The organism is Pseudoalteromonas sp. J2K-J979 (assembly GCF_058169715.2).
In genome coordinates, this window is sequence record NZ_CM200281.1 from 2,561,134 (window position 1) to 2,585,577 (window position 24,444).

Here is a 24,444-nt window from a genome sequence, read left to right on the forward strand (position 1 = left end):
GTAGGGCTACTTTTCAAATAGGCTCTCGATTAGCGGCCAATAAATCGGGCCGGTTAGTTTGTAAACAAAACATTAAATAATTACTTTAACTCCTGTATAGTCAGTTTCTTACCCACAGATAAAAACAATAACAAGGGACACGCAATGTTTAAAAAAACCTTAAAGTGGCTAGGATTACTGCTCCTCTTAGCATTACTCAGTGGTGCAAGTTTTATTGCCCACGAATGGAATGCCGATAAACCGCTACGCTTTAAATCGTATGTTGACCGCACTATGGTCCAAATGGCCTTTGATAGCCCCGAAACCTTAACCTCACTCGGCTTTTTAGAAGGGATCGGTATCAAAGGTCACAATGCAGATTTAGATGATGCCAGCCTCGCAAAAGCCAACGAGTTATATGAAATGCTGCCAGCAATTCGCCAAGGGGTCGCGCAATATGGCGATGACGAGCTTGATAAATCGGACCAAATGTCTAAAGAAATAGCTTTGTACTTGCTTGATTTTGCTAATGAAGCCACTCAATTTCGTTACCATGGTTACCCTGTCAATCAGCTGTTTGGCATTCAAAATGGTTTTCCAAGCTTTATGGATGCACAGCATCAAGTTTCGACCATCGAAGATGCCGACAATTACATTAGCCGCTTGTCACAAGTAAAGCGCAAATTTAGCCAAAGTCTTGAAGGGCTCAAACTGCGCGAAGAAAAAGGCATTATTCCACCGCGCTTTGTGATTGAACGTGTGTTAGACGAAATGCAGCAATTTGTTGATAAACCCATTACTGACAATATTTTATATGTCTCATTACAAGAAAAAATGAACAAAGCAGAGCAAGCCGCACAAGCAAACCAAGAGTCTGTGTTTAATGATGGCGTACAAAGCCGCATTTTAGCGGATGTCACCAGCCAAATGCAGACCTCGGTTCACCCCGCTTACCAGTTATTTATTGATTACTTCACCGAGCTAAAAGACAAAGCCACCACTGATGATGGCTTCTGGAAGTTGCCAAATGGCGATAAAGCCTATGCCAGTTCACTGAAGTTTTACACCACCACGAATTATACAGCCGATTATATTCACGACACCGGCCTGCGTGAAGTGGACCGCATTCAAGCTGAAATCCTCACTATTTTGGCCAGCGAAGGGTTTGATACCAGCGCAGGGTTTACCCCAGCGATTGAAGCGCTCAAAGCACAACCGCAATTTTACTACCCAGATACCGATGAAGGTCGCCAGCAAATACTCGACGATTATCAAACCATTTTAGATGAAATCAGTGCCGGTCTTGATGGAACGTTTAACATTCGCCCACAAGCAGGCATGAAAGTACGCCGCATTCCGGAGTTTAAAGAAAAAACCGCACCGGGGGCTTATTATCAACAACCCGCCATTGACGGCTCTCGTCCAGGGATGTTTTTCGCCAATTTATACGATATAAAAGCCACCCCCAAATATTCAATGCGCACTCTGGCGTACCATGAAGGCGTGCCCGGGCATCACTTTCAAATTGCGATAGGTATGGAAGCAGAAGGCTTGCCGCTATTTAGAAAAGCGTCTCCTTTTACGGCTTACACTGAAGGCTGGGCATTGTATGCTGAACAGGTGGCTTGGGAGCTTGGTTTTCAAGCTGATCCTTACGACAACATTGGGCGCTTACAAGCAGAGCTGTTTCGCGCGGTGAGACTTGTGGTCGATACAGGTATTCATCACAAACGATGGACACGTGAGCAAGCCATCACTTACATGCTCGCCAATACTGGGATGGCAGAATCTGACGTGACGTCTGAAATTGAGCGTTACATCGTCATGCCAGGCCAAGCGACCGCTTACAAAGTCGGGATGATGAAAATTCTAGAAATCCGCCAAGCTGCAAAAGCGCGCCTAGGAGAGCAATTCGATTTAGCTGAGTTCCACGATGTGGTACTCAAAAATGGCGCTGTGCCGCTGGATATATTAACGAAAATTGTTGATGACTACGTCGCACAAAAACTAAATTAGCCCCAAGTAACCGTACCTTGCATTCAGTGTCTCTCTGAGTGCAAGGTACGCCAGCTTTTATCTTTATCAGCAGCTCAGCAACTCTTTAAAAGCGATAACTGACGTGCGCACCAACCCCTTGCTTATTTGAGCTATCGTAAGTAAAACCATTTTCAACTGGATCAAAATTCGAATGTGTTGCAAACACAGCTAAATCAAGTTGTTTGGTCAATGCGTAATTTAAGCTCAAGTTCGCTTCGTGAGCATCCGACTGGGTCATATCATTCAAGTCGCGGTAAGTATAACCGGCGCTGAAGACTAAGTGTTCATACAAACGTTGCTGAACCCCAACAGAAAAACGCCATTCATCTGCATTCGCTATCTTGCTTGGCTGATTCCAAAACACATATTGTGAGCTAAATAACACCGCAGTCTCTTGTGTAAACACATATTTACCGAGTAAATCTGCACCATAGCCCAGTACATCTTGCTTATCAGCCGTTTCATACGCCCCTTTGATGCCCGCACCAAAGGTTAACTCTAAGCCAAGATCATTGCTGGCGCGTTCTAAAAAACGATAACGGGTATGACCTAAATTGATACTCCAATTGTCTGTGATACCATAACCTGCATCGAAACCAATCATAGTTTCATTATCTCTGTCGTTTTTGGCGTAGCTAAGATTACCCGACAGCTTCACTTCACTGTCTTTAAGAGTCAGCGAGCGAGTCACTAAATTTTGATCGCTCAGCTCATTCGCTTGAGTCGTTGCAGCTACACATAAACACACCAAAGCCATTGCTTGTTTTAACATGATTTTTTCCTTTCATTGACGATATGGCAATCATGTTAAAACGAAGCTTTGTAAGTTTCTGGCGCTAAACTGTTGGAAAATGTTGAGAAATGTAGATAATCTCCAATTGGATCATCCCTTTAACCGAAGGCTAGCTAATTTCTAAACAGCCGACTAGCCCTCTTTCGTCTGGCGTCTCTTACATCATTGCCAAGCACAGATCCCGATAATCCCGAACCACGCTAAGTAACTTTGTACGATTATTTGTGAGACCAAAAAAATACGAATAAACCAATACAGCACACCCTTTTTCGTCGAAATACGTACAAAAAATATTTGCCAACACGCATACAGGCAGATGATTACTTGCAGTAATGAACTGACCAACAGGCCAATTGAAATAACCCCGATCTCTCCCAAACGATGAATTGGCGATAACAGTCCCACCACTAAAAAACAGATGAACATAAGCGTAGAGAACATACTGGCCGACAAGAAAATACGATTTTTAAGCGCTAACGTGTCATTAATTTTGTTACGAAGCCAATTGATAGGCCAAATAAGGCTGTATATAAATGCAATAAACAAACATAACAGCCAAGCGAATAAAGTGACTTTATCTGCCCATGCGTTCACCAACGAGACTTTGGTCAACACCCGATCGCCATAATGAATGACTTCACCTGCAACAGGATCGGTTGCAAGAGTCATCACAGGCTCACCTCTTTCATTCACCCACCCATTCGACTCATCCCAGCTTAACTTACGCTTCCAACCTGGCGGTAAAAGTTGCGAAAACACGGCTGTTTTTTTATCCACCGTCAACGTATAGGTTGCGGATAATCGCTCGAGAAAAAATAGCGTCGAAATACGCGGATTGATATAACGATAATAACCCGATTTTTGCTGCCAAACCTCAGGAACAGTGGTTGTGGAAAAAGCAGGGGGTGAAAATTGTGTCGCTAAATATGCTGAAATTAATTTGATAACTTGACGGTACGCAGTTGATTGATCGCTATTTTGTAACACGACAAACCCGGCCCCTTGAGTTGGCGAGTAATTAAGCTCAGACAACCAACCCGGCAAAGCCCCATCGTGACCCCGATATTGCCAACCATCATAGTAACGAGCGTAATTACTCAACCCATACCCCGCCTTAAAATGACCTGCATTTGTTGTTTGGGAGCGCTCCATCAATGACACGGTTTGCTCGTTTAATAAACCATTCCCTCGATTGATAAAAAAATGCAGCAGTTTACTCATATCTATAATACTTGCAGAGACCGCACCTGATGGCCGCATCAAAATATTTTTATAATCAACCACTTGACCTTGATGAAACCCAGTTATTTGAGTCTGCGGATCATAAGTTGCGGTATTCATCTCGAGTGGTTCGAAAATATGCTGTTGTACATATTCATAAAAATTCATGCCGGTAAGCGTTTCTACTAAATGAGCAGCGACGGTCGCCCCTGAATTCGTATACGCATGGCGCGTTCCAGGAGGCCAACGCGACTCACGATGAGCTTCATTTATAGCCAGTGATGCAGCCATACTTAATGGTTTATTGTTATCAAAAGCAAACTCCGCTAGCGATATTTCATCCCAGCCAGTAGTGTGTTCGAGTAAATGAGCAACTTTCACTGGGTGACTATCTTGCCACGCATTAACAAATTTAAATTGCGGTAACACATCCGATAAATTATCCGATAGTGACACGCGACCACTTTCAACCAGTTGCATCACGGCAATACCCACAAACATTTTACTAATTGATGCTATCCGATAAGGCCGAGCATTTGCATTACTTGGTGCAATACTGCCATCGGAATGAAACACCCGTATCTGCGGGTTCTCTCCTTTACGCACAATCGCATACGCTAATGAAGGCACCCCTTCTTTTTTAATGATGGCAGCGATAGCCTGATCTAAATCTTCGAGTTTTTCCGCTTTAGAATACGCTACCGCACACACCTGACTCGAAATAAACAACGTACATAAAACAAATAGCCCACCCAATTTTTTAAAAAACATTCCCACTCGTTAATCCTTTTAGTAATGACTTCACAATAAGCTTTAAAAGCTCTCAAAGCCCTAATTTGAACGAATGTGCAAACAGAGCCTAAGAAAGTTTTGTAAATACTCGTGAATCTATGCCAAGATGGGGTGTTCACAAAAATTCACATGACTCTAGGTGATTGTTTTATGGTAAATATGTCAAAGAAAGTGCTGAGTTATCAGTTCTTCGACTTTGAGCTATTGATTGACTCTGAACAGCTTCACCATCAACACAACCGTCTCAAAATAGAGCCGCAATTATTTAGTTTATTGGTGTTATTTCTCTCACATGGTTCCAATATTGTTGATAGAAATACCATTGAAAAAGAAGTCTGGGCCAATCGGCCTGTGACCGATGAAGCGATCCGGGCCGCCATAAAAAAGCTGCGGCTCATCCTTAATGACGATGCCCGTTCGCCTCGGTTTATCAAAACGATTCCGAAGCAAGGTTACAAATGGTTAGCCCCTACGCAAGCCATGTTTAACGAAAATACGCCACCTCAAATCAGCAATAAACAACCCACCCTGCAATCCTTGTGGTTAATGGTTTTTGTCGCTGTCATTCTGCTCTGGTGGATCGGTTATGAGGTCAGCCTTCATGCGGCTAAAACACCCAGCTCACACTCAGTTAAAGTGACTAAACTAACCACGCTCCCTGGCTCAGAGGTCTTCGCACATTATCATAAGCCGACAAACAAGCTGTTATTTCTTCATCGTCAGGAAAAACATAGCCCGCAACAACTTTATACGAAAGATCTCACAACCAATAATGTGCACCGACTCAGTTGGGATAACGGCAGCTATGCCGATAGTTATTGGTCAAACAGTGGGACAAAGATTGCATTCAACCGCCTCTTAGAAGGCCTGTCGACATTGCATATTGTGCAACTCAACACAGACAATGAAGTCCTCAGCAATGCACAACTCACCCACCCAGAATTAAAAAACAAGTTTGTTATTGGTTGGCTTAAGAACGATGAAGGTTTGTTATTGGCGCAAGAGGGTCAGAGTCAAAAGCCACTTAGTCTCTATCAGTTTAATTTTGAACATCACAGTATAGCCCCGATCTCATTTCCCAATGTATCAGGACGAGGCGACTATTTAGGGGCGTTATCACATGATGGAACCAGACTGGCGATTTTAAGAGAGGTCAGCCCACAGCAAACGTCACTAATCGTAATGGACCAAGCTAGCGGTAAAATGCTGACTCAAACACTACTACCTTTTAGCCCGAGTCGTCTAACATGGCAATACGATGATCGCGCAATTATAGCCAGTAGTTTTTTTGGTCAAAGTATTCGATATCAAATCAATAGCAATCAGTTTGAAATTGAACCAACACTCCCGCTTAACAGCAACGATATTTATGCCAGCTGTGGGGAGAATTGTTATATTTTACGTCAACATAATGGCAACTTCTTAGATCTTGAAGAAAGGCCGATCAAGTCATTAGCCAGCCAAAATAATCTTAAACAGCCAGCATCAATAATGCAAAGTGCACGACTCATGAATTTACCAGGTGCGCAAGACTTACCTCGTTACTCGTTCGCAGATGACTCTGTCATTTTTGTTAGTTTAATTGGCCAAACTAGTACGATAACAAAACTCGACAAAAACAATCAAAGCCAACCATTAGCAAGCTTCAATAATAAACAAATCAGTAACTTATCAATTTCTAGTAGTGGTAAGAATATTTCAGGAATAGAAAATGGCCGCTTATTTTACCTCAGCACAGACGATAAAACCTTGGCACAAAGTACTGCACACTATCTCACCAACGCGCTAGAAAAAGTCGATAACCCCGTATGGTTTGATGAGAAAAAACTGTATTTAACCCACTTTGTCGGCAACAAACCTTCTATAATCTTGTTCGACATTCAAACGCAGCAGCGACAGCACCTTATCAGCAACATGATAAGTTTTCGACCGAATTTACATGATCCGCAAAATGGAGTCGGTGTCGATAGCAGCTTACTCGCCTGGAAACTAACTCTCAAAGAAGGCAAATGGACAAAACAACAGCCTATCGTCCAACTACCATCAGCCAATTTACACCGCTGGCAATTACACACAAATAGACTGTATTACACCTATCGTCAGGGGCGCGCGTCATTCTTATGTTACACAATGACAGACCAAACTCCTGCAATGACTCCAACATGTTATTCAACTGGTAACAACCGCTTTCGCCTCAATTTTGATATCCAGCCAGAAAAACAGCAGCTCCTTCAAGTTGAATCCTTAAGTGCACAAAGTGATATCATTAAAATGAATTGGTGATCCAGAATACTCAAGTCGACTCGTGTGTTCTGCAGCTCTTTACTTCCCTGATAGAACATGCGAGCTTTACGCCACCTAACAGATTTTGCATTGACTCACAGCGTTATGATTATTGATTTTTCGGCTCTTTCAGCCAATAACATTTACCATACTCTTACCCAAACCATTATTCCAAGACCCATTGCATGGGTGCTGTCTAAAAACTCCCACGGCGTGCTGAATCTGGCGCCTTTTTCGTACTTTACTGCGGTCAGCTCCAACCCACCGATATTAATGTATGCGGTTGGACAAAAACCGTGCGGGGAATACAAAGATTCAGCAACCAATGTCGAAGTAACAAAAGAGCTGGTGATTCATATTGCCAGTTGCGACCTCGCTGATGACGTCACGCAATCGGCGGCAACCTTACCCAACGATCAATCAGAGTTAGACTTACTTGAGCTCGATCTGGTGGATTTTACGGGCTCAAACCTTGGACGTATTCAACAATGTAAAGTGGCCTATGCCTGCAAGTTGCATAAAGTGGTTGAAATGGGAGAGCTGCCTATGAAACTGATGTTTGTTGAAGTAACCCAAGCCTATATTGACGACAGCATTATTGAACTTGATGAAAAAGGACGCAGTAAAATTGATGCCCTCGGCTTAGATCCCCTCGCCCGCTTAGGCGCGGCCGAATATGCCGATTTAAACGAAATATTCAAAGTCAGCCGCCCAAAATAACCTCCCTATTTGACTAACGCAAAGTCTGAGTAAATTGAGTTAGCTGAGCTAAATAAGTGGGATAGCGGAACAAACGGAATAAGTGTGAGTAAATAAGCCTTAGCTTTACTTGTCAGGTTTGATTAATAGGATTTAATCAAATCTGACTGTGCTACCAATACCACGAGCTAGCATAAAAATTTATGACTCCCACCACTTTATTCCCATTTTAACCACAAAAACAGGAAGTGATTAATTAAAATTAAACTCACTATTGTAGTTTTTCAACGAGATATTGATGAGTGTCATGTATTTTATCATGTATTTTTAGCCCTAGGATTCTGACCAAAGTTCAGAGTCATCTTCTGATAGCTGTTGAAGTTCTCTTTCTATAACTACATCTTCAGGCCATTTGATATCCAAGGAGTTCTTGAATTCTTGAATATCTACATAAGCAATTATGTCACCCTCTATTTGTAACTCCCACGCCGAGCCATTCCACTGAGCAAAATCATAGACGCCTGCAGCTGCCCCTAGTTTTACCGCAACAAAATACATACCAACAAATGAGGGCAGTCCTTTTTCCCAATTCAACTCAATACTCATACTACCTCCTAAAACTTTTCACGAAAGCGTTCAGCTACGTCGGCCAATTCCATTAAGTAAAGTGGTTTTAATTTACATAATTGATGAGCATTTTCAATAAAACCTAAGAGTAAAAAGTAATTTTTATTCAAAAAGCCCTCGCAGTAGATCAACGCGGTGTTACTGGTCTTATGATATGAAAGCTTCTTCAAATGCCAACGTTTGGATGAAGAATCTCTAATATGGATGTGAGATTGGACTTCCCATAGTTTGCTAGACACCCAATAAGTTACATTGTAACTTCTAATAAGAGGTGTTTTATGAGCAAAGGCAAACGGTATACCCAAGAGTTTAAAGAAGCGACTGTTAAACAAATTACTGAGCGTGGATATTCAGTTGCAGAAGTCGCTGAGCGATTAGATATTTGTACCAAAACGTTATATCACTGGCGGAGCCAGTTATCTGATAAACCTAAATCCGCTCAATCATCTGATGAAAAACTGAAGATCGCTAAATTAGAGGCTGAGTTAAAACGTGTCACGGAGGAGCGAGACATTTTAAAAAAGGCCGCAAGGTACTTTGCCAGCAACCCCGAGTAAAGTACGGCTTCATTCGTGATCACCAAGATGAATTTTCTATCACGACAATGTGCCGCCTTTTTAAGCTGCACCGCAGCGGTTTTTATGCGTGGTTAAAAAAGCCTTTAAGCGATAGAGCGCTTGAAGATAATCGCTTATTGAAACTCATTAAAGAATTTTATGTAGCCAGTGGCGGCACGTATGGTAGCCCTTGGATACATACAGACTTGCGTGAAGCCGGTGAGCAATGCAGCGTAAATCGTGTCGCTAAGATCATGCGACAACATAAACTTAAAGCGCAAATTGGGTATAAGCGTCGCCATATTAAAGGCGGTAAGACATCGCGGATTGCAGATAACTTATTAGCGCGTCAATTTAACCCTCCTGCGCCGAATCAATCATGGGTGAGCGACATAACTTACATAAGAACTTATGAAGGCTTTTTATATGTGGCAACAGTAATGGATTTATTCTCTAGGCGTATTGTGGGTTGGTCGATGGATAAAAATATGGATAAGCACCTTGTTATAAACGCACTATTGATGGCTGTATATCAACGTCAACCGAAGGCTGAGGTAATGGTGCATAGTGATCAAGGTAGTCAATACGGTAGCGCTGACTATCTCGCATTTATGAAAGAACATAATCTTGTGCCTTCGATGAGCCGCGCTGGGAACTGTCATGATAATGCGGTTGCTGAAAGCTTTTTTGCGACAATTAAAAAGCGAATAGTTAAGCGTAAGATATATTCGACACGGGAAGATGCGAAAGGTGAGATATTCAATTTTATAGAAATGTTTTACAATCCAAAAAAGCGCCACTCACACAGGCGGTGTTTCACCTGCTAAGTTTGAAGAAGCGTATTATTCTGAATTAAAAACTGTCTAGTGAAAGCTGGGAAGTCCAGTGGGCTAAAATTGAGCGAAGCGAATAGCCCGCAAGTTTTTTATCCCTGTTGAATTGCTTGTTAGCAGCCTTTTGATTTGGTTAAGATTTTTAATAAACCAACAAACCGCTGTTTCACTTTTTGGCAGGTGCATACACTGAAATTACGGGAATGCCTGCCACCTATTTTTATTATTTATACGCTTTTGCCAATTAAGGCATATGCGCTGAATTTAAATGCACCTGATCACAAATGTTAAGTGTGCTTGTAAGCACAATTTTGGTTACGGTGCTTGTTACAATAATGCCAGCAAAGCCGAACTAATTTAAGCACCGGAACACTGAACTAAAAACTTTATTCAGACGCTATACTTGCAGCGACACTTGGCTGCTAACGCCCCATTAATGGGCAATTTGTAGTTGGCTAAAATAATGAGCGAAGCGAACAAAGCCAACTGTAAATTGTCCGATTGAATGGCTTGTTAGCTTGAAATTACAAACAAACCTGAAAACAACAATGCTGACCAACAGATAGTAAAACATGCTGAAATAAACATTGATTTAGTAAATTTAGCCTTACCAAAAATACATAAAACCAAATCGATGATACTTAAAAAACCGATAATGGGAAATGTTATAAAAGTTAAAATTACTCTCGGCTGCGCATCAGCAAAGTAGAGTTGCCAAAATGCGGACGAGTTACCTACTTTAGTAGACGTAAAAGAAATATAAGCAGGTGAACTAAACACAATTAAAATAAGTGCCGTAATTAAAATCAAACTTTCCATTTCTAATATCCTCCATGAAAGCTAACGCCGCAATATACGGCTAATTTTATTGGATTGATTTTTGCCTGCGAAGCAGAACAGCAAAAAGCGAAACAGTAAAATTTGTCCGCTTATAATTGCCTTGTTAGCCATCATTTTCCGAAAGCCACTTATCAAAACCTTCTTTAGAAACATTGGTCAAGAATGAAGAATATTTTTCTTTATTATTGAGGTACAAGCAATGTCTGATAACAGTAAAAGGATTTAAACTTTCTTTAGAATCACCTTGGTTCTCAAAATATGTTTGATACTGCTTAACTTTCGCTATTGTAGCTTTCATATACTCATTGAAATCTGTTCGAGTGATCTCAGGTTCTATAGACACAATCTCCTCAGTAAAACCATCGACCTTAAAATCTTCGAATTCATAATCATTAAAGAAATGTTTTGCAATTTTCAAGAAACCAAAAGCATTTAAATGGCCGTTCTTTGGTCGTTTAGTTGGCCCAACTTGGCCTTCGGGAAGCGTATGAGAATCCTCAGATTCTTCTCTTTCTGCTTTTTCAATTTCAGCCACGGTAGCAAGTCTTATCTCTTTAAACTCTCTGTCAGCTAGTTCGAACAATGCAGCAAGCGTGTTTATTCTTCTTTTTAGAAAATTTGGAATGCTCTTTTTGTATTTAATTTTGTGATCCAGGACACTCCATGAATCTTGAATAATAGTTCTAATTTGAATTTCAAAATTAAAGCCTACGAAAGCTTTATATTCAGGCATTTCACTCCGAGTTTCACCAAGCTTTAAATCTAAGTGTAAACCTTTATAACCAAATGAATCTTCGGTGCTTTCGACTTGTGAAATTTTGTCAGTTTCATCAATTACTGAAAAGTGCTGAGAAAGGACGTCTTTAATTTTATCAATATCATCTTCATACAAGCAGACAACTCTTAGGCCTATTAGATCTGTAATATGATCTTTTATCTCATATTCCGTCTCTGACTCTTCTAATTTTTTGCGGTATTTGATATTGAATTTTTTAACACATTCTTCTTTATCTTTAACTCGACCTTCAACCTTTGAAATATAAATATTTTCAGAATGCGTTAGCAAAGCATCTATTAGTGTCCTAAATGAGTCAGTAGCACCTTCGAGAAGCTTTATGTTGTTTGAGTAATACTCTCTAAATTGATTCTTTTCTTTTTCAAAATCCAAAGATGCCATTTAAACTCCTTGAAAAAAATATGACAGCCATAAATATCTCATTGATTTTAAATAACTTGCTTCAAATAGCAACTTGAAAATTGCCATCAAATGTAGTGAGGTGCTAAATGGCTGCAATGTGGAAGTAATTGATATACGGACTTTTCACCATCAAAACTGATGATTCGCATAAATTGGGTTGAGCTATTAGAATTGTCCGATTTTCCGGCATGGTAAAACTAGGCTGATGCCTAGTTTGTTTGAATTTAGGTTAACAGGTGCGAGTTAACCAACTCCGCGATACCAACTTTGCTGATGTTGATGAGCACATTGCCTAAGGGCATTGGGTTGACCTGCGAAGTTACTATATTGTCGTCTAAAGTTTTGTACTGCTTCGAGCCAAACAGCAGTTTCTATTCCCAATTCGACCAGAATTTTAGGTTGAGTTTTACTTATAGCCCCGCGCTTTTTTGGGTCTATGTGCCGTCCACTCCAATCAGCAAGTTCTAAATAATCTAATAACCTAAAGGGAATGGTTTGATTGTTTTGGTTACTGCCAAACGCCATGAGTTGCTTTGGTTGCTGGGTAGTGTGTTCGATGTTTTCTGACGTGGACTGTTTTTTATAATGAACTATGCGTTCTTGAATAGACGTAAAGTCGCTATCTTGCAGATTATTGGCCATTTTTGCTCTGATTGGGTTTAAATCGACGTACATCATGCAACTGAGTACGGCTTGTTCATCCAGTAAAGCTTGCGACTTAAAGCGTCCCTCCCAAAATCGGCCTGTGCAGTTATCTTCTTTATTGGCTTCTCTGGCAATAAACTCGTTAAGGTTACGCATGTACCAACTGATGTCGTAAAGCCTAGCTCGCCAAACTTCGACCGTTTTATCAACGCTGTACATATAGGCTTTATCGAGCTTTTCACCTTTACGATAGCGGTCAACCAAAATTGTGCCGTGATACAACTGATACCACCGCTCTATCACTTCCTCCTTTGACCAGTTTAATGCCCTACTTCTATCGACCCTAAGCACCAAATGGTAATGATTCGACATCACCGCATAGGCCGCAATATCAATGGCAAACACTTGCGATAGCCGTTTAAATCGCTCAACTAACCACACACGTCGATGTTCAAAATTTTGACCTGAGTATTTATCAAAACCCGCTAGAAATGCCCTGCGAACACAGCGACTGATGCAGTGATAGTAAGGTGTGGAATCTAAATCAATTAACGAACGTCTTGCTTGTGCCATGAGAACCACCAAAACTCGAAGTGATTAATTAAAATTAGACCCTCTATTGTGGTTTTTCAACGAGATATTTATGGGTGTCATGTATTTTTATAAGATTGATTCTTATAAAATTGCCAAACTCATTCGTGGCGGTAACTTCCCTCTCGCTTATGTCTATGACAAAGAAATGCGTGCTACTCGCGACTTGTTACGACGTAGAACCAAAATTGTTCGCCATGGTGCTGACTTAAAAGCCCATGTCGCCAATACTGCTAGTCAGTACAATTTACCTGCCCACAATGTAAATTTAAAAAATGTCTGTGACAGGGAAAAAATGCGTTATTACTTTCCTGATCCAGTCGTTCAGCGCTCTATTAATTTAGACATGGCTATACTCGACTGCTATCACAAAGAGCTCAAACCTTTAGAGCATTACATCGAGCAAATGGCTAAACAGCACAACCCTGTACACCTGAATATTTTACAAACGATTAATGGAATTAGACGTATCCTAGCACTCACCATTATCTATGAGATTGGTGATATTAATCGATTCTCAAGTGTACAAAAGTTCGCTTCGTATAGCCGATTAGTCAAATGTAAAGCTGAATCTGCTGGCAAAATATATGGCTCACAAGGTAACAAGATTGGTAATGCCCATCTCAAATGGGCTTTCTCTGAAGCCGCCGTTTTACTGCTACGCCATAGTGATAATGCAAATATGTATATTGAAAAATTACAAAAACGAATGAGTAAAGCCAAAGCGTTATCTGCACTCGCTCATAAGCTTGGCCGCTGTGTTTATTACATGCTTAAAAAAGAGACTGTATTCGATGAAGCCCGATTCTTAAAGAGTTAGTCACGGTACTGAGTGAGCTGAACGTCTAACTGGATATAAGGTTGAGTATCAATCAATTGGGTGAGTTAATAGCCAATATTGCTTTAACCTCATTATATGCCTAAACGCCTAAGCCTATTTGCTTTGATTAGACACTCAGTACGCGTGCATTAATGCAATAAACAAAGTCGCTTACACCTGACTTGAGCCTTAAACTAACTGGATGCATTACTAAACCAGTCACCTTGAATAGCGCCATGATTAGGTTAACCGAAGCATGTCTAGTGCCCCTGTTAAACCACAAGGATATGGAAAAGAAACAGGCTGCGATGAGATCGTGATAAGAGAGCCTCTATATGTGTTTGCCGTAAGCAACTTGCTTAACAGCCACATCGACAGACGAAGTAAACGAGTTTGTTTATTGATTTAGAATTTGACCGTCAATGAAAAAACGGTCAAAAAGACGACTAATGCCTATTGACAGAGTTAAGGCTCATATGTGTTAGAGGCACTTTACACCTCTTTAAAATCCACTAAACTGTATCCACATTCATCATCAATTACTTCTTTACTCCAATCTACTTTTATATAGCTTGGTACGCCATACTTAGGGTGATACTTAATCTCTACTTCAGACGCAGAGACTAAAGCCTTTTTAGCCACTCTAAATAAATAATCAATTTCTAATTTTTCACCATTTTCAATAAAAGAAGTAACACCATTTTTTACAGTGCCTGTAGATATGAAAGTCATCATGCAACCCGCGCGAATAGTATATTGATAAGATGATGGTGAATTATTAAACCAAATATCTTGTTGCTGCTGTAACTTTTCAGAACGCTGATGCTGTAAGTTATTGTTAGCTAAACCAAGACCTAAACTACCATATCCCAATAGCAAAACGATCACGGTTCCCATAACGAATGTTATTGCAATAGTGTTACGAGAATCGAAAATATCCATGTGCCTCTAACGCCCAAATTAAGGGGCTTTTTAATAGTTTGCTAAAATTGTGTAGCGAAGCGGAACCGAGCAAACTGTAAAAAAGTCCCGCTTTAATTGCTTGTTAGCTACGTTTAGATTTATTTAACACGGCTATTTCTTTTTCTACAGCCTCTTTTGCTTCTTTTATATCATCAAAAAAGTCCAATTGATATTGAACCAATTTTTGATATGTTTCTCCTGAAATAAGAGAAAAAGCAGTGAGGGTTAAAATAATATTTAGAAGAACAAATATATTAAAGCCATCAATTAATAATGAAGGAAGGCTAATACAAGCTAAAGAAAGTGCATAATATTTAAGAATATTTGCACAAAAGAATGAGCCTCGGGTTACTCTAAAATTGATTGTAAAAAAAAGCATCGCAACAAAAAACAAAACCCCAACTCCCCATTCAGCGCTAACTTGAATATAAAAATTAACGATAATGCCGAATGAAAAACCAGTAGCCAACATTAGTACCATTGTAACTAATAGGAACCTCCCCATTAATTTCCAAGGGGGAAATAGCAAATTAACTTTCTCTTCTTCGCCCTTCATTATTGAGCTAGCTCCTCATATATTCCAACAGCAAGAGAATTAACGCCTCCAGAGAGTGCGCTACCAGAAAAACTCATTGATGCACCTATAGCATCTTTTAGTTGTAGTGTAAGTGATTGCGTTATTTTAATTCCTGCATAGCGCTTAGGGTAACTACCAGCCTTAACTAAAGCTTTCAATAATTTATTTGATATTCCTGGGTGATTTAAGCGGATTATTTCTTGGGTTAGTCGTTTTCTCTCTGCACGAGGTAGGCCTTTTAAAATAGACAAAAAACTTTTACCACTACTAATGTTTAAAAGTTTTATCGTTTTTAATGTAATGGCTCCCGCAGCTGCGGCACCAGCAACAGAAATGATATCGAGTGCTAATGTAGTATTTTGATACCACTCTTGAGAATCTAGAAAATCATTCATTTCAGGCATATGATTTTCATTAAAAGTGCGATAACCACCATTAATACATTGCGCAGTGCTAGCAGCACTTGCTGCTATAGCAAGGTAAGTAACAGCCGAACTCGCCCCTCCTGTCAAGGGAATAGCAGCACTACTACCAAAAACAACAACCCAGCCTAAAAATGCAGCTCCACAACTTAGTACTGTACCAGCTACTTCACCAACAAGCTTAGATTCTCGGATATTGCCTTGGCTGCCCTTTAAGTGTCCCGCGAACTCCTTTTGGCTCATTAAGTTGGGTGGTTCCCGTAAAACAACTTTAATGGGGTTTAAACTACAGGAAGGATCGAAAGGTCTAAGTTCTGTTATTGTGTAGTTACTATCAATATAAATTATAGCCGCGCCGTACAGCTCAGGTATTTTATCAATATCCTGAAACAGTTTTTTTTGGTTAATATTATACGAAAGTTTAGACTTAAGTTGGTTTTCTTTAAAGCGATAGATGTCATGTGCACCCATAGTAAACTCCTTTTTGGTTAAAAATCCATTGTTGTTAATATCAGAGGTAAATATAACCCTGATTTTCTATTGTAATTTCTTTTTCAATAACTTGGAATAGAACACCTAAAACATTAGTGATTATATGAAGTAGCTAACGCCGCCGTCACGCGGCAATTTTGGAGTTGAATTTTTGTGGCAGCGTAGCGACCGCCACAAAAAGGCGACGGAAAAATTGCTCGCTGTGCACGGCTTTGTTATGACTATTTTTGATATCCATGGATAATCAAATGATCATCTATCTCCGTTAGCGGTAATTTCCCCAATGCACTAATATCCGATAAAAATGCTTGATAGGCAGTGTCATCTAGATACTTGGCTCCGCTATCTGGATTTCGCTTAGTTTCATACCTAGCGCACTTTATCGCAAATATCTCTTTCAAATAGAACGGCCCATGAACACAGCAGTCTTTGGTGTGATCACCTTGAACGCCACCCTCTGGGAAGAAAACATCACTCAAGAACTCTTCATTGCCTATAAACGAAAATTTAATAGCGATTCCGTGCTTGCCCACCAAATCTAATACTTCTCTCCATTTGGTATTATTCATCAGCGAAGACGAGTAGGTAGCAACGAGCTTGTTTATTCTACGTTCGTAGTCATTCATCTGGGTGGTCATAACGCCTTGCTAAGCGGAAAATAATGGTTGGCTATAATCGCAAAGCGATGACCAACTGTTATTTTTCCGTTTAAGCAACTTGTATGGATAATAAACCCATCTAATTATTCTTTTAAACCGGGTTAGGGTAATGTGAGACCCAGGCTTTAGCTGCAACTAAAGCTCTCTTTTGTGGTAGTTCGATTGAGCGATGGCTCCTCTGTTGAGAGACCGATAACAAGAATGAACGCCACAAAAGACTCCAAGCATCACACTCGAATAGTCTACTGGGTCTCGAACCCGCATTATGCAAGCAAGAGTTAGCTTATTATGAAAACAAATACTAATCAAAACATTAATGTCGGTGTCGATACCGGCAAATTTCAACTCGATATTTATATTCGCCCTCTTGATATCTATTTCACCGTTAAGAACGATGAAAAAGGGATTGCTGAGGCAATTAAAAAAATCAAAATTCACTCTCCAAAACGTATCATTATTGAAGCCACTGGCCGCCTTGAAATGCCCTTTATTATTGCATGTGCAAAGGCCAATTTACCTTTTGTCATTGCCAACCCAATACACATAAAACGCTTTGCTGGTGCCATTGGTCAACGCGCTAAAACCGACAAGCTAGATGCACAGTTAATTGCACATTATGGCGAGGCAATTAAACCCACACTCTCCACCCTAAAGCCTGACATCATGCAGACTATGAGTGATTTGGTTGCCAGAAGAAATCAGCTGTTAGTCATGCAAACGATGGAAAAAAACCGCCTGCAAATTTTACCAAAAGAGCTGATTTCAACCATCAAACCTATTTTAACGGCCTTTAAAAATCAGATTGAAAAAATTGAAAATAAAATTCTAAAACTCATTGAATCATGCCCTGAATATTCAGCCAAAAACACGATTCTACAAAGCATGAAAGGCATTGGTAAAATTGCCGCTGCCTCCATCATCAGTAACTTACCTGAGCTTGGCTATATGTCGAATAAAGAAGCCGGTGCATTGGTTGGCGTTGCGCCTATGAATCGCGAAAGTGGCCGCTATAAAGGGCTTCGAAAAATTCAAGGTGGGCGACATCAAGTACGCACCGTTTTATACATGGCGATGATGTCAGCCATCCAATCAAACCCTGTTTTTAAATCAACTTATCAGCGATTAGTTGCTGCTGGGAAACCGAAAAAAGTAGCGCTTATTGCGTGTGTCAGGAAGATGATTGTGATCTTAAATTCGATGCTCAGAGACGGAGTAATGTGGGAAGCGCCAAAAGTTTAAAATTAGCTATTGACGCCATAGTCTCTTGTTATGCATTTTTTACGACGACTGAAGTAATGGCAGCAATCCATAAACTAACAAACTACAGGTGATGAGTGATAGTATTGACCCAGAACGCACCAAAATTTTAACCGCAAATTCAGTCGTGGCGGTTGCTGAAAATCCAGCTCCAGCAATTGGAAGCGCCTTACTTGCACCTGTTACAGACGCTAAAGTTATTCCCAGCCAAATAAATATGAAACCCAAAGCAGTGCCATAAGCCACAAACATTTCTAAAAATAAAGAAAGATCAACCAGCGACCAGATAACACCAATGATCGCAAGAGCCATTCCGCACTGAACAGCAGTCATGTGTCCAGAAAGAGCCATTCGTGGATTTTTTACAGATGGTATCAATGCACCTTGTATTAAACCGGCAAAGAAAAAAACAATTCCAATAAAGATAAGTTGTGCACCTATCCGTGTAAGTTCTATCATGATGTTCCTCATGTATGCATAACGCCTTAATAAACGGCGGAAAATAGCAGGCTAAACTAAGCGAAGAATGAGCGCAAGCCTGCTGTTTTGCGTCCATTGTTTAATTAACTTGTTATACGGATCATTTCTCGGTGGTAGGTAAAAGGGTCTTTAGCCCATGATACCAAGCCATAAAAGCAACTGTTCCATGAACTTCATTCTCGAAGTATCGTTGCTCAGATATGCCAATTGAATTGTTAATTACAGATGACGCAAATGTAGTGCCCCATTTATAGTTGGTTAATCCTATTTCACCTAAGTGTGAGTTATTTGCAAAAGCAAAAAATGCGTTTGAACTAAACTTTGATTTACCGTTTTTATTAATAAGAGCGCGATTCAAATAGTCATTATCCCAAAGTGCTGTAGGGTCAATAATTAGATAATCGGTAAACGCTGATGATGATTGAAGAAGTGCATTTGCAGCGAATAAGCCGCCAAATGATTCGCCAACTAGTACTCGTTGATTAGAAGCTCTGTATTTGGATTCAATAATGGGCATTAGTTCTTTTTCTAGAAATTTTGCAAATTGATTAGCGTTACCTGTATCTTCAAAAGTGTCTAGAAGTCGGCCATTAAATTTCCACTCTTTTAGAGATGAAGGTGTTAAGTCTCTTGACCTATTCGTATTAGGTATAGATATAACTATAGACTCTTGGACCTGCCGTTCTAGCGTGTCTGTACTCAATGATTCGAGTACGCCGACAAAACCCTTAAATCGGTGTATATCTCCATCTAGTAAATAGATAACAGGATAGCTATCTTTAGTTGTTGCATAGCTGGGTGGCAAATAGATCATATAAGACCTGTTTTCGCCCATGACTTTTGATTCTAATGAAGCAGAAATACCAAGAGTAATTGATTCTTCAGCATGAGCAAAAGTACCTAAGATTAGAGTGAAAATTACAGTGATTAAATTTTTCATACTGACTTACCTGGTGGGTATAACGCCTCATTAAGTGGAAATTAATGGTTGGCTATAATCGCGAAGCGATGGCCAACTGTTAATTTTCCATTTAAATGACTTGTTAAATTTTTAATTACGGATAACTAACATTATTGTTGTTAACCGCTATATGATTTCGTTTTTGTAGCTCTCCAATTATGTCTTCAACATCAGAATCAGGGATGCCACCTTGAAATTGAAACATTGATTTTATTGAGTTTGTTAAAGATTTAACCTTTACTGGCTTCAATTTAAATAACCGTTCAGTTACATATTTGATAGTATCAATTTCAGTTTCTTCGATAATTTTAGGCGGAGATTTCTTAACAGGTGCTTCCGTTCTCTTTTGAGGATTTTGGATTTCCTCCTCTTTACGCGCTGTTTGCACAAGCAACTGTGCAAGTCTCAATTTATCTCTATAACTTAACTGCTCACATGCTAGAGCAATAACATCGTAATTCATTAATACTTCCTTATATATGCAACTCTACGAGAAAAATATAACAGCTTATTCGATCCCATAATGGGGTGATACAATCCCCCAAAACGGCGTATAAAACATATCCACAATATTCACACCTTTTTTATCTTTAGTAAACAAGCAATTATGATATTTATCGTGACTACGCTGTTATTATCCGACAAAACGGCGACTAATAATGTTATTGGACAACTCACCAACCACTGTCTATAAATACAGTATTTATTTAAATAAAAGGTTGGTCATATGAAGTCCGCTTTTCTTATTATGATAAAAGAGCACATGTATAGCCGCCGCTACGCGAAGCGCACTATTGAGAGTTATCTGTTTTGGATTGCCAGCTTTATCCGCTTCAGCGGGATGCGCCACCCTAACAACATGTCAGATCTTGAAGTAGAACAATTCTTAAGCCATTTGGTGCTCCAACAGAATGTGGCTGCAGCCACTCAAGCACAGGCCCTGAATGCATTAAGTTTTTTATACAAAGAAATTATCCAGCGCCCACTTTCCCTAAAGCTTAACTTTGTCAAAAGCAAGCGCCCAGCGAAATTGCCCGTTGTACTGACCGTTGAAGAAGTGAAACAATTTTTCCAGGCATGCTGCGCCAAGCATCATTTATCTTGCAGTCTGTTGTATGGGAGTGGTCTGCGTATTACCGAGGCGCTTCGTTTACGGGTCAAAGACATTGACTTTAATTATAAATGTATCCGCGTTTGGGACGCTAAAGGCGGGAAAAATCGCATTGTGACATTGGCTCAGGAGCTGACGCCAGCTCTGCTATCACAAATTAATATCGTTGAGCGCTACTTGGCTTTAGATCTCAACAATCCAGAATTTTCAGGTGTGTGGATGCCCCATCGTTTGCGCATAAAGTACCAAAGCCAAACGAAGGAATTAGGTTGGCAATACTTATTCCCTTCTCAGCAACTCAGCCAAGACCCTGAAAGTAAATTGATCCGTCGCCATCATATTGATGAAAAACAGATCCAACGCGCCGTTACAAAAGCCGCTTTTAATGCTCATATTAATAAACATGTTACACCGCATACTTTACGCCACTCCTTTGCCACCCACTTGCTACAAAACGGGGCGGATATTCGCACTGTGCAAGCCCAATTAGGCCACACCGATGTGAGAACAACACAAATTTATACCCATGTTTTACAGCAAGGCGCGAATGGTGTGGTTAGCCCGCTATCGAAGCTGCTTTAAAGAGATATACAGTGAAAACACTAGACACTCACCCATATCTCATTGATTTTTATTAGTTTACATTGAAAAAAGACAAGGTGTAACGCAATCAAAGCGGAATTTTTGCTTTATAAACAGCCAATTGAAAATAGGGAAGCTCAGGGGGAAAAATGAAAACTCACATTTCGTTTTTAACCCCTTTGCTGATTGAATCTTCCATTTTTTTCCTTTGCACTGCTATATTGCGCCACATAGCTTCGACTAGCGCTGGGTGCGACTCATAAAAGCCTTTATTGAAAGGAAGATACCAATTTGATTGCAACATTAAATGTTGGCTCACTTCGACATCTTTAGTGTGGTTAATCACCTCCAATAAGTGAATGCCAATCTGACGTTCAACGACATAACCATCGAGCTTATTCTTAGCAACCATTTTTAAACCATCTTTTGGCTCATATTGGTAGGAGCTTAACCAGTTTTTATCTTTGAGCATGTCCAACACAACATAACCAAATGGCGCACCAATCCCTGTTTGTGGTTGGTACTGCGCCGCGACAAATGGCTTTCCTTTGGCTCTAAATACAGGATATTGCGCTAACCATAAGTACCAATGCGATAATTTATTTTCTGATGGGAACGCAAATATTTTTTTTCTTTGATCTGTTTCGATCATCGCAAATAAAGCGTGGGCTTTACCTGATATAACGTCTTGTTGACAGCGCATCCAAGGTTTTGAATATAACACAAGCGAAACACGCGTCTCTTGAGCGGCAGCTGTGATGATATCAACTAATATCCCCTTTTCTACATTTTCGTCCCTGTAAATATAGGGCGGATAATTATTGTCTTCGTAACAAATTTTAAGTGACTGTTGTTCAGCGAAGCTCGACGTGGCCATCACTATGAGTGCCATCAACATAATTGTGTGTACGCTAGACAAATAAGGTCGTTTCATAACCTTCCCTTGATGGCAAAATTTAACTAAGGGGACTCATCAGTCTCACTTTATCTGAGTGCTCTCATTAATATTATAGGCATTAATACCCATTTAAAGTAACCGGCGAATGATGGCCACTCGCCCCTATTTTTAGGCTTTTTTCACAAAGTGTGCGGTCACCATCATTTCACCCACGCCATCGACCTTGCAGTCTAATTGATGATCTTTACTGTCTTTAATCCAGCGGATCACCGCTTTGGTGCCTATTTTAATCACTTGCGAGCTGCCTTTAATTTTGAGGTCTTTCACTACGGTGACTTTATCGCCCTCGGCGAGCACCGTGCCATTGGCATCTTTTACATTCACTGTCTCATCTTCAAAAGTCGCCGCTGATGGATCCCATTCATGTGCACACATCGGGCACACGAGTTGACTTTGATCTTGATAAACAAATTCAGATTGGCATTTAAGGCAAGGGGGCAATGACATAACATGTTTCTCTAACGACTGCGTAAATGCGTATGGTAAGGGCTCGCTATTGATTTGTCTAATGGACTCAACACGCAGCTAAAATGAATGACTGAGCCGCGAGTTTAATTAACTCACCCTGTGCAGTAGCTGAGCAGATTTACAAATTCACACCAATTGTTACTTGGAAAATCACCTTCAGTCCCCTAGTATCGTGTTGTCTTTGTTCTAAATTTGTAGATAAATGAAATCATTCCCCTCTCTGTATTTTGCCAACCTATTTTTAATCAGCGGCACGGGTTTACTTACCACCTATCTCGCGCTGTATCTTGGCCAACATGGTACCTCGACCTTTTGGATAGGTTTAATGACCTCGTTTTATTATTTAGGCTTATTATTAGGCTCTAAACTGGGTTATCACCTAATCAAATCGGTGGGTCATATTCGAACTTTTGCAGCCAGTACTGCCGCTGTGACAGCCTGCGTGGCCGCCCATGGCGTCAGTGACAACATATATCTCTGGCTCGGATTACGCTTATTTGTTGGCCTGGGGATGATGTGTAATTACATGGTGCTCGAAAGCTGGCTCAATGAACAAGCTGCGCCAGAGTCGCGGGGCCGCGTTTTTTCGTTTTATATGATTACGTCTTACTTAGGTATGATTTTAGGCCAATATGCGCTGTCACAATTTCCAGAGCTCGGTTATGCCCCGCTATTTTTAGTGTGTATGGCACTGGCTCTGGGGATTATTCCGATTTCAATCACCCGGCGGATCCACCCCAAACCCCTCAAGCCAATCCAAGTTAGCTTGTGGAATTATTTTAAAAAAGCCCCCCAATCATTAACCGCTATTTTATTTGCCGGCATCATTAACGGTAGCTTTTATGGTTTAGGGCCCACTTTTGCTAAATCATCAGGTTTTGATGCATCACAAATCGCCATTTATATGTCGATTACTATTTTAGCTGGGTTGCTCGCTCAGTGGCCGATGGGCTTTTTGTCAGATCGGATCCGTCGAAGTATTTTAATCCGCTCTAATGCTCTGTTAATCGGCACCACTAGTTTATTATTATTTATCCTGCCCGTTTCGCAGTACTACGCCTATGCCTTGACGTTTATTTTTGGCCTGTTTGCCTTCACCTTGTATCCGCTTTGTTCAGCGTTAGCGAATTCTCGGGTCGAAGATGAAGATCGGGTTGGGGTGTCGTCTGCATTGTTGGTTCTTTTTGGGGCTGGTGCGGCTTTGGGCTCGGCAGGAAATGCACAAGTCATGGCGTATTTTGGCCATCAAGCGCTTTATGGCTCTATCGCTGGGCTAACTGTGATTATGTTTTTACTACTGACCTATATCAATTCACGTCAAAAAGTAGAGCAACCCGATACCAGCGATTATGTGGTCGGTACCTCAGATGTCACCAACTCGCCGCTAGCTGCAACGATGGATCCGCGCATTGAAGAAACCACCGCTCACGATCAAATGCTGGTCGTGAGTGAAGACACCGAACATGACGCTGCTGAGACTGAAACGGTAGAACAACCCATCCCTGCGCCACCCCTTGCACATAACGACAGTGACGCAGAAAAGCAAGTCGAACAAAAAAGGTGAGCCTGATGATCACCTCTTTGTCTCACCCTGTCGCC

General features: G+C 40.6%; 22 protein-coding genes and 2 pseudogenes. 8 read left to right on the plus strand and 16 right to left on the minus strand.

Annotation, left to right across the window (positions count from 1 at the left end):
• The first annotated feature begins 144 nt into the window (after positions 1 to 144).
• Positions 145 to 1,995, plus strand: a complete 1,851-nt coding sequence (locus tag AC3KVK_RS11825; protein ID WP_490312961.1) for a DUF885 domain-containing protein — start codon at positions 145 to 147, stop codon at positions 1,993 to 1,995.
• A gap of 85 nt (positions 1,996 to 2,080) precedes the next feature.
• On the opposite strand, the gene AC3KVK_RS11830 is transcribed toward AC3KVK_RS11825, so the two are convergent.
• Together AC3KVK_RS11830 and AC3KVK_RS11835 are read right to left on the minus strand one after the other, a co-directional pair.
• A complete protein-coding gene (locus AC3KVK_RS11830) occupies positions 2,081 to 2,788 on the minus strand; it encodes an outer membrane beta-barrel protein (RefSeq protein ID WP_490312962.1) in 708 nt (235 codons plus the stop codon).
• Between the two features lie 183 nt (positions 2,789 to 2,971).
• Entirely contained in the window at positions 2,972 to 4,801 is a 1,830-nt protein-coding gene (locus tag AC3KVK_RS11835) for a serine hydrolase domain-containing protein (protein ID WP_490312963.1), read from the minus strand.
• Positions 4,802 to 4,972: 171 nt separating this feature from the next.
• On the opposite strand from AC3KVK_RS11835, the gene AC3KVK_RS11840 reads away from it, so the two are divergent.
• Positions 4,973 to 7,105, plus strand: a complete 2,133-nt coding sequence (locus tag AC3KVK_RS11840; RefSeq protein WP_490312964.1) for a winged helix-turn-helix domain-containing protein — start codon at positions 4,973 to 4,975, stop codon at positions 7,103 to 7,105.
• A 57-nt stretch (positions 7,106 to 7,162) separates the two neighbouring features.
• The gene (locus AC3KVK_RS11845; RefSeq protein WP_490312965.1) at positions 7,163 to 7,825 is read left to right on the plus strand and encodes a flavin reductase family protein; all 663 of its coding nucleotides are present in this window, start codon (positions 7,163 to 7,165) and stop codon (positions 7,823 to 7,825) included.
• A gap of 312 nt (positions 7,826 to 8,137) precedes the next feature.
• Here the strand turns inward: AC3KVK_RS11845 and AC3KVK_RS11850 are convergent, their stop codons facing one another.
• A complete protein-coding gene (locus AC3KVK_RS11850) occupies positions 8,138 to 8,410 on the minus strand; it encodes a hypothetical protein (RefSeq protein WP_490312966.1) in 273 nt (90 codons plus the stop codon).
• An 8-nt stretch (positions 8,411 to 8,418) separates the two neighbouring features.
• Positions 8,419 to 8,670, minus strand: coding sequence for a type II toxin-antitoxin system YafO family toxin (locus AC3KVK_RS11855; protein ID WP_490312967.1), 252 nt, complete (start codon positions 8,668 to 8,670; stop codon positions 8,419 to 8,421).
• Positions 8,671 to 8,709: 39 nt separating this feature from the next.
• On the opposite strand from AC3KVK_RS11855, the pseudogene AC3KVK_RS11860 reads away from it, so the two are divergent.
• Positions 8,710 to 9,855: pseudogene (locus tag AC3KVK_RS11860) on the plus strand (IS3 family transposase).
• 479 nt (positions 9,856 to 10,334) lie between these two features.
• Here AC3KVK_RS11860 and AC3KVK_RS11865 read toward each other — a convergent pair.
• The 3 genes from AC3KVK_RS11865 to AC3KVK_RS11875 form a co-directional block, all read right to left on the minus strand.
• Positions 10,335 to 10,640 (minus strand): hypothetical protein, encoded by a 306-nt coding sequence (locus tag AC3KVK_RS11865; protein WP_490312968.1) that lies wholly within the window; start codon positions 10,638 to 10,640, stop codon positions 10,335 to 10,337.
• A 124-nt stretch (positions 10,641 to 10,764) separates the two neighbouring features.
• Positions 10,765 to 11,838, minus strand: a complete 1,074-nt coding sequence (locus tag AC3KVK_RS11870) for a GTP pyrophosphokinase (RefSeq protein WP_490312969.1) — start codon at positions 11,836 to 11,838, stop codon at positions 10,765 to 10,767.
• Between the two features lie 264 nt (positions 11,839 to 12,102).
• Positions 12,103 to 13,077 (minus strand): transposase, encoded by a 975-nt coding sequence (locus AC3KVK_RS11875; RefSeq protein ID WP_490312970.1) that lies wholly within the window; start codon positions 13,075 to 13,077, stop codon positions 12,103 to 12,105.
• Positions 13,078 to 13,168: 91 nt separating this feature from the next.
• Between AC3KVK_RS11875 and AC3KVK_RS11880 the strand changes: the two are divergent.
• Positions 13,169 to 13,915: pseudogene (locus tag AC3KVK_RS11880) on the plus strand (IS110 family RNA-guided transposase); the annotation flags it as partial.
• Positions 13,916 to 14,407: 492 nt separating this feature from the next.
• On the opposite strand, the gene AC3KVK_RS11885 reads toward AC3KVK_RS11880, so the two are convergent.
• The 4 genes from AC3KVK_RS11885 to AC3KVK_RS11900 form a co-directional block, all read right to left on the minus strand.
• Complete coding sequence (locus tag AC3KVK_RS11885) at positions 14,408 to 14,857, minus strand: DUF6174 domain-containing protein (RefSeq protein ID WP_490312971.1); 450 nt, start codon at positions 14,855 to 14,857, stop codon at positions 14,408 to 14,410.
• Between the two features lie 103 nt (positions 14,858 to 14,960).
• The gene (locus AC3KVK_RS11890) at positions 14,961 to 15,434 is read right to left on the minus strand and encodes a hypothetical protein (RefSeq protein ID WP_490312972.1); all 474 of its coding nucleotides are present in this window, start codon (positions 15,432 to 15,434) and stop codon (positions 14,961 to 14,963) included.
• Positions 15,434 to 16,348 carry an Ssp4 family T6SS effector gene (gene ssp4, locus AC3KVK_RS11895; protein ID WP_490312973.1) on the minus strand — a complete coding sequence of 305 codons (915 nt, stop codon included), beginning with the start codon at positions 16,346 to 16,348 and terminating at the stop codon, positions 15,434 to 15,436. Before ssp4 ends, AC3KVK_RS11890 begins: the two co-directional genes overlap by 1 nt.
• A 242-nt stretch (positions 16,349 to 16,590) precedes the next feature.
• The gene (locus AC3KVK_RS11900) at positions 16,591 to 17,007 is read right to left on the minus strand and encodes a hypothetical protein (RefSeq protein ID WP_490312974.1); all 417 of its coding nucleotides are present in this window, start codon (positions 17,005 to 17,007) and stop codon (positions 16,591 to 16,593) included.
• A gap of 309 nt (positions 17,008 to 17,316) precedes the next feature.
• Between AC3KVK_RS11900 and AC3KVK_RS11905 the strand changes: the two genes are divergently transcribed.
• Complete coding sequence (locus AC3KVK_RS11905; protein ID WP_518526906.1) at positions 17,317 to 18,267, plus strand: IS110-like element ISPtu2 family transposase; 951 nt, start codon at positions 17,317 to 17,319, stop codon at positions 18,265 to 18,267.
• A 39-nt stretch (positions 18,268 to 18,306) separates the two neighbouring features.
• Here AC3KVK_RS11905 and AC3KVK_RS11910 read toward each other — a convergent pair whose 3' ends face one another.
• From AC3KVK_RS11910 to AC3KVK_RS11920, 3 genes are all read right to left on the minus strand, one after another.
• The gene (locus AC3KVK_RS11910; protein WP_490313175.1) at positions 18,307 to 18,744 is read right to left on the minus strand and encodes a styrene oxide isomerase; all 438 of its coding nucleotides are present in this window, start codon (positions 18,742 to 18,744) and stop codon (positions 18,307 to 18,309) included.
• A 121-nt stretch (positions 18,745 to 18,865) separates the two neighbouring features.
• A complete protein-coding gene (locus tag AC3KVK_RS11915) occupies positions 18,866 to 19,705 on the minus strand; it encodes an alpha/beta hydrolase (protein WP_490313174.1) in 840 nt (279 codons plus the stop codon).
• Between the two features lie 115 nt (positions 19,706 to 19,820).
• Positions 19,821 to 20,189, minus strand: coding sequence for a hypothetical protein (locus tag AC3KVK_RS11920; RefSeq protein ID WP_490313173.1), 369 nt, complete (start codon positions 20,187 to 20,189; stop codon positions 19,821 to 19,823).
• Between the two features lie 264 nt (positions 20,190 to 20,453).
• Here AC3KVK_RS11920 and AC3KVK_RS11925 point away from each other — a divergent pair, with 264 nt between their 5' ends.
• Positions 20,454 to 21,419 carry an integron integrase gene (locus tag AC3KVK_RS11925; protein ID WP_490313172.1) on the plus strand — a complete coding sequence of 322 codons (966 nt, stop codon included), beginning with the start codon at positions 20,454 to 20,456 and terminating at the stop codon, positions 21,417 to 21,419.
• 157 nt (positions 21,420 to 21,576) lie between these two features.
• Here the strand turns inward: AC3KVK_RS11925 and AC3KVK_RS11930 are convergent, their stop codons facing one another.
• Positions 21,577 to 22,353, minus strand: coding sequence for a substrate-binding periplasmic protein (locus AC3KVK_RS11930; RefSeq protein ID WP_490313171.1), 777 nt, complete (start codon positions 22,351 to 22,353; stop codon positions 21,577 to 21,579).
• Between the two features lie 132 nt (positions 22,354 to 22,485).
• Positions 22,486 to 22,824, minus strand: coding sequence for a zinc ribbon domain-containing protein YjdM (locus AC3KVK_RS11935; RefSeq protein ID WP_490313170.1), 339 nt, complete (start codon positions 22,822 to 22,824; stop codon positions 22,486 to 22,488).
• A 223-nt stretch (positions 22,825 to 23,047) separates the two neighbouring features.
• Here AC3KVK_RS11935 and AC3KVK_RS11940 point away from each other — a divergent pair, with 223 nt between their 5' ends.
• Entirely contained in the window at positions 23,048 to 24,409 is a 1,362-nt protein-coding gene (locus tag AC3KVK_RS11940; protein ID WP_490313169.1) for an MFS transporter, read from the plus strand.
• Positions 24,410 to 24,444: the final 35 nt, after the last annotated feature.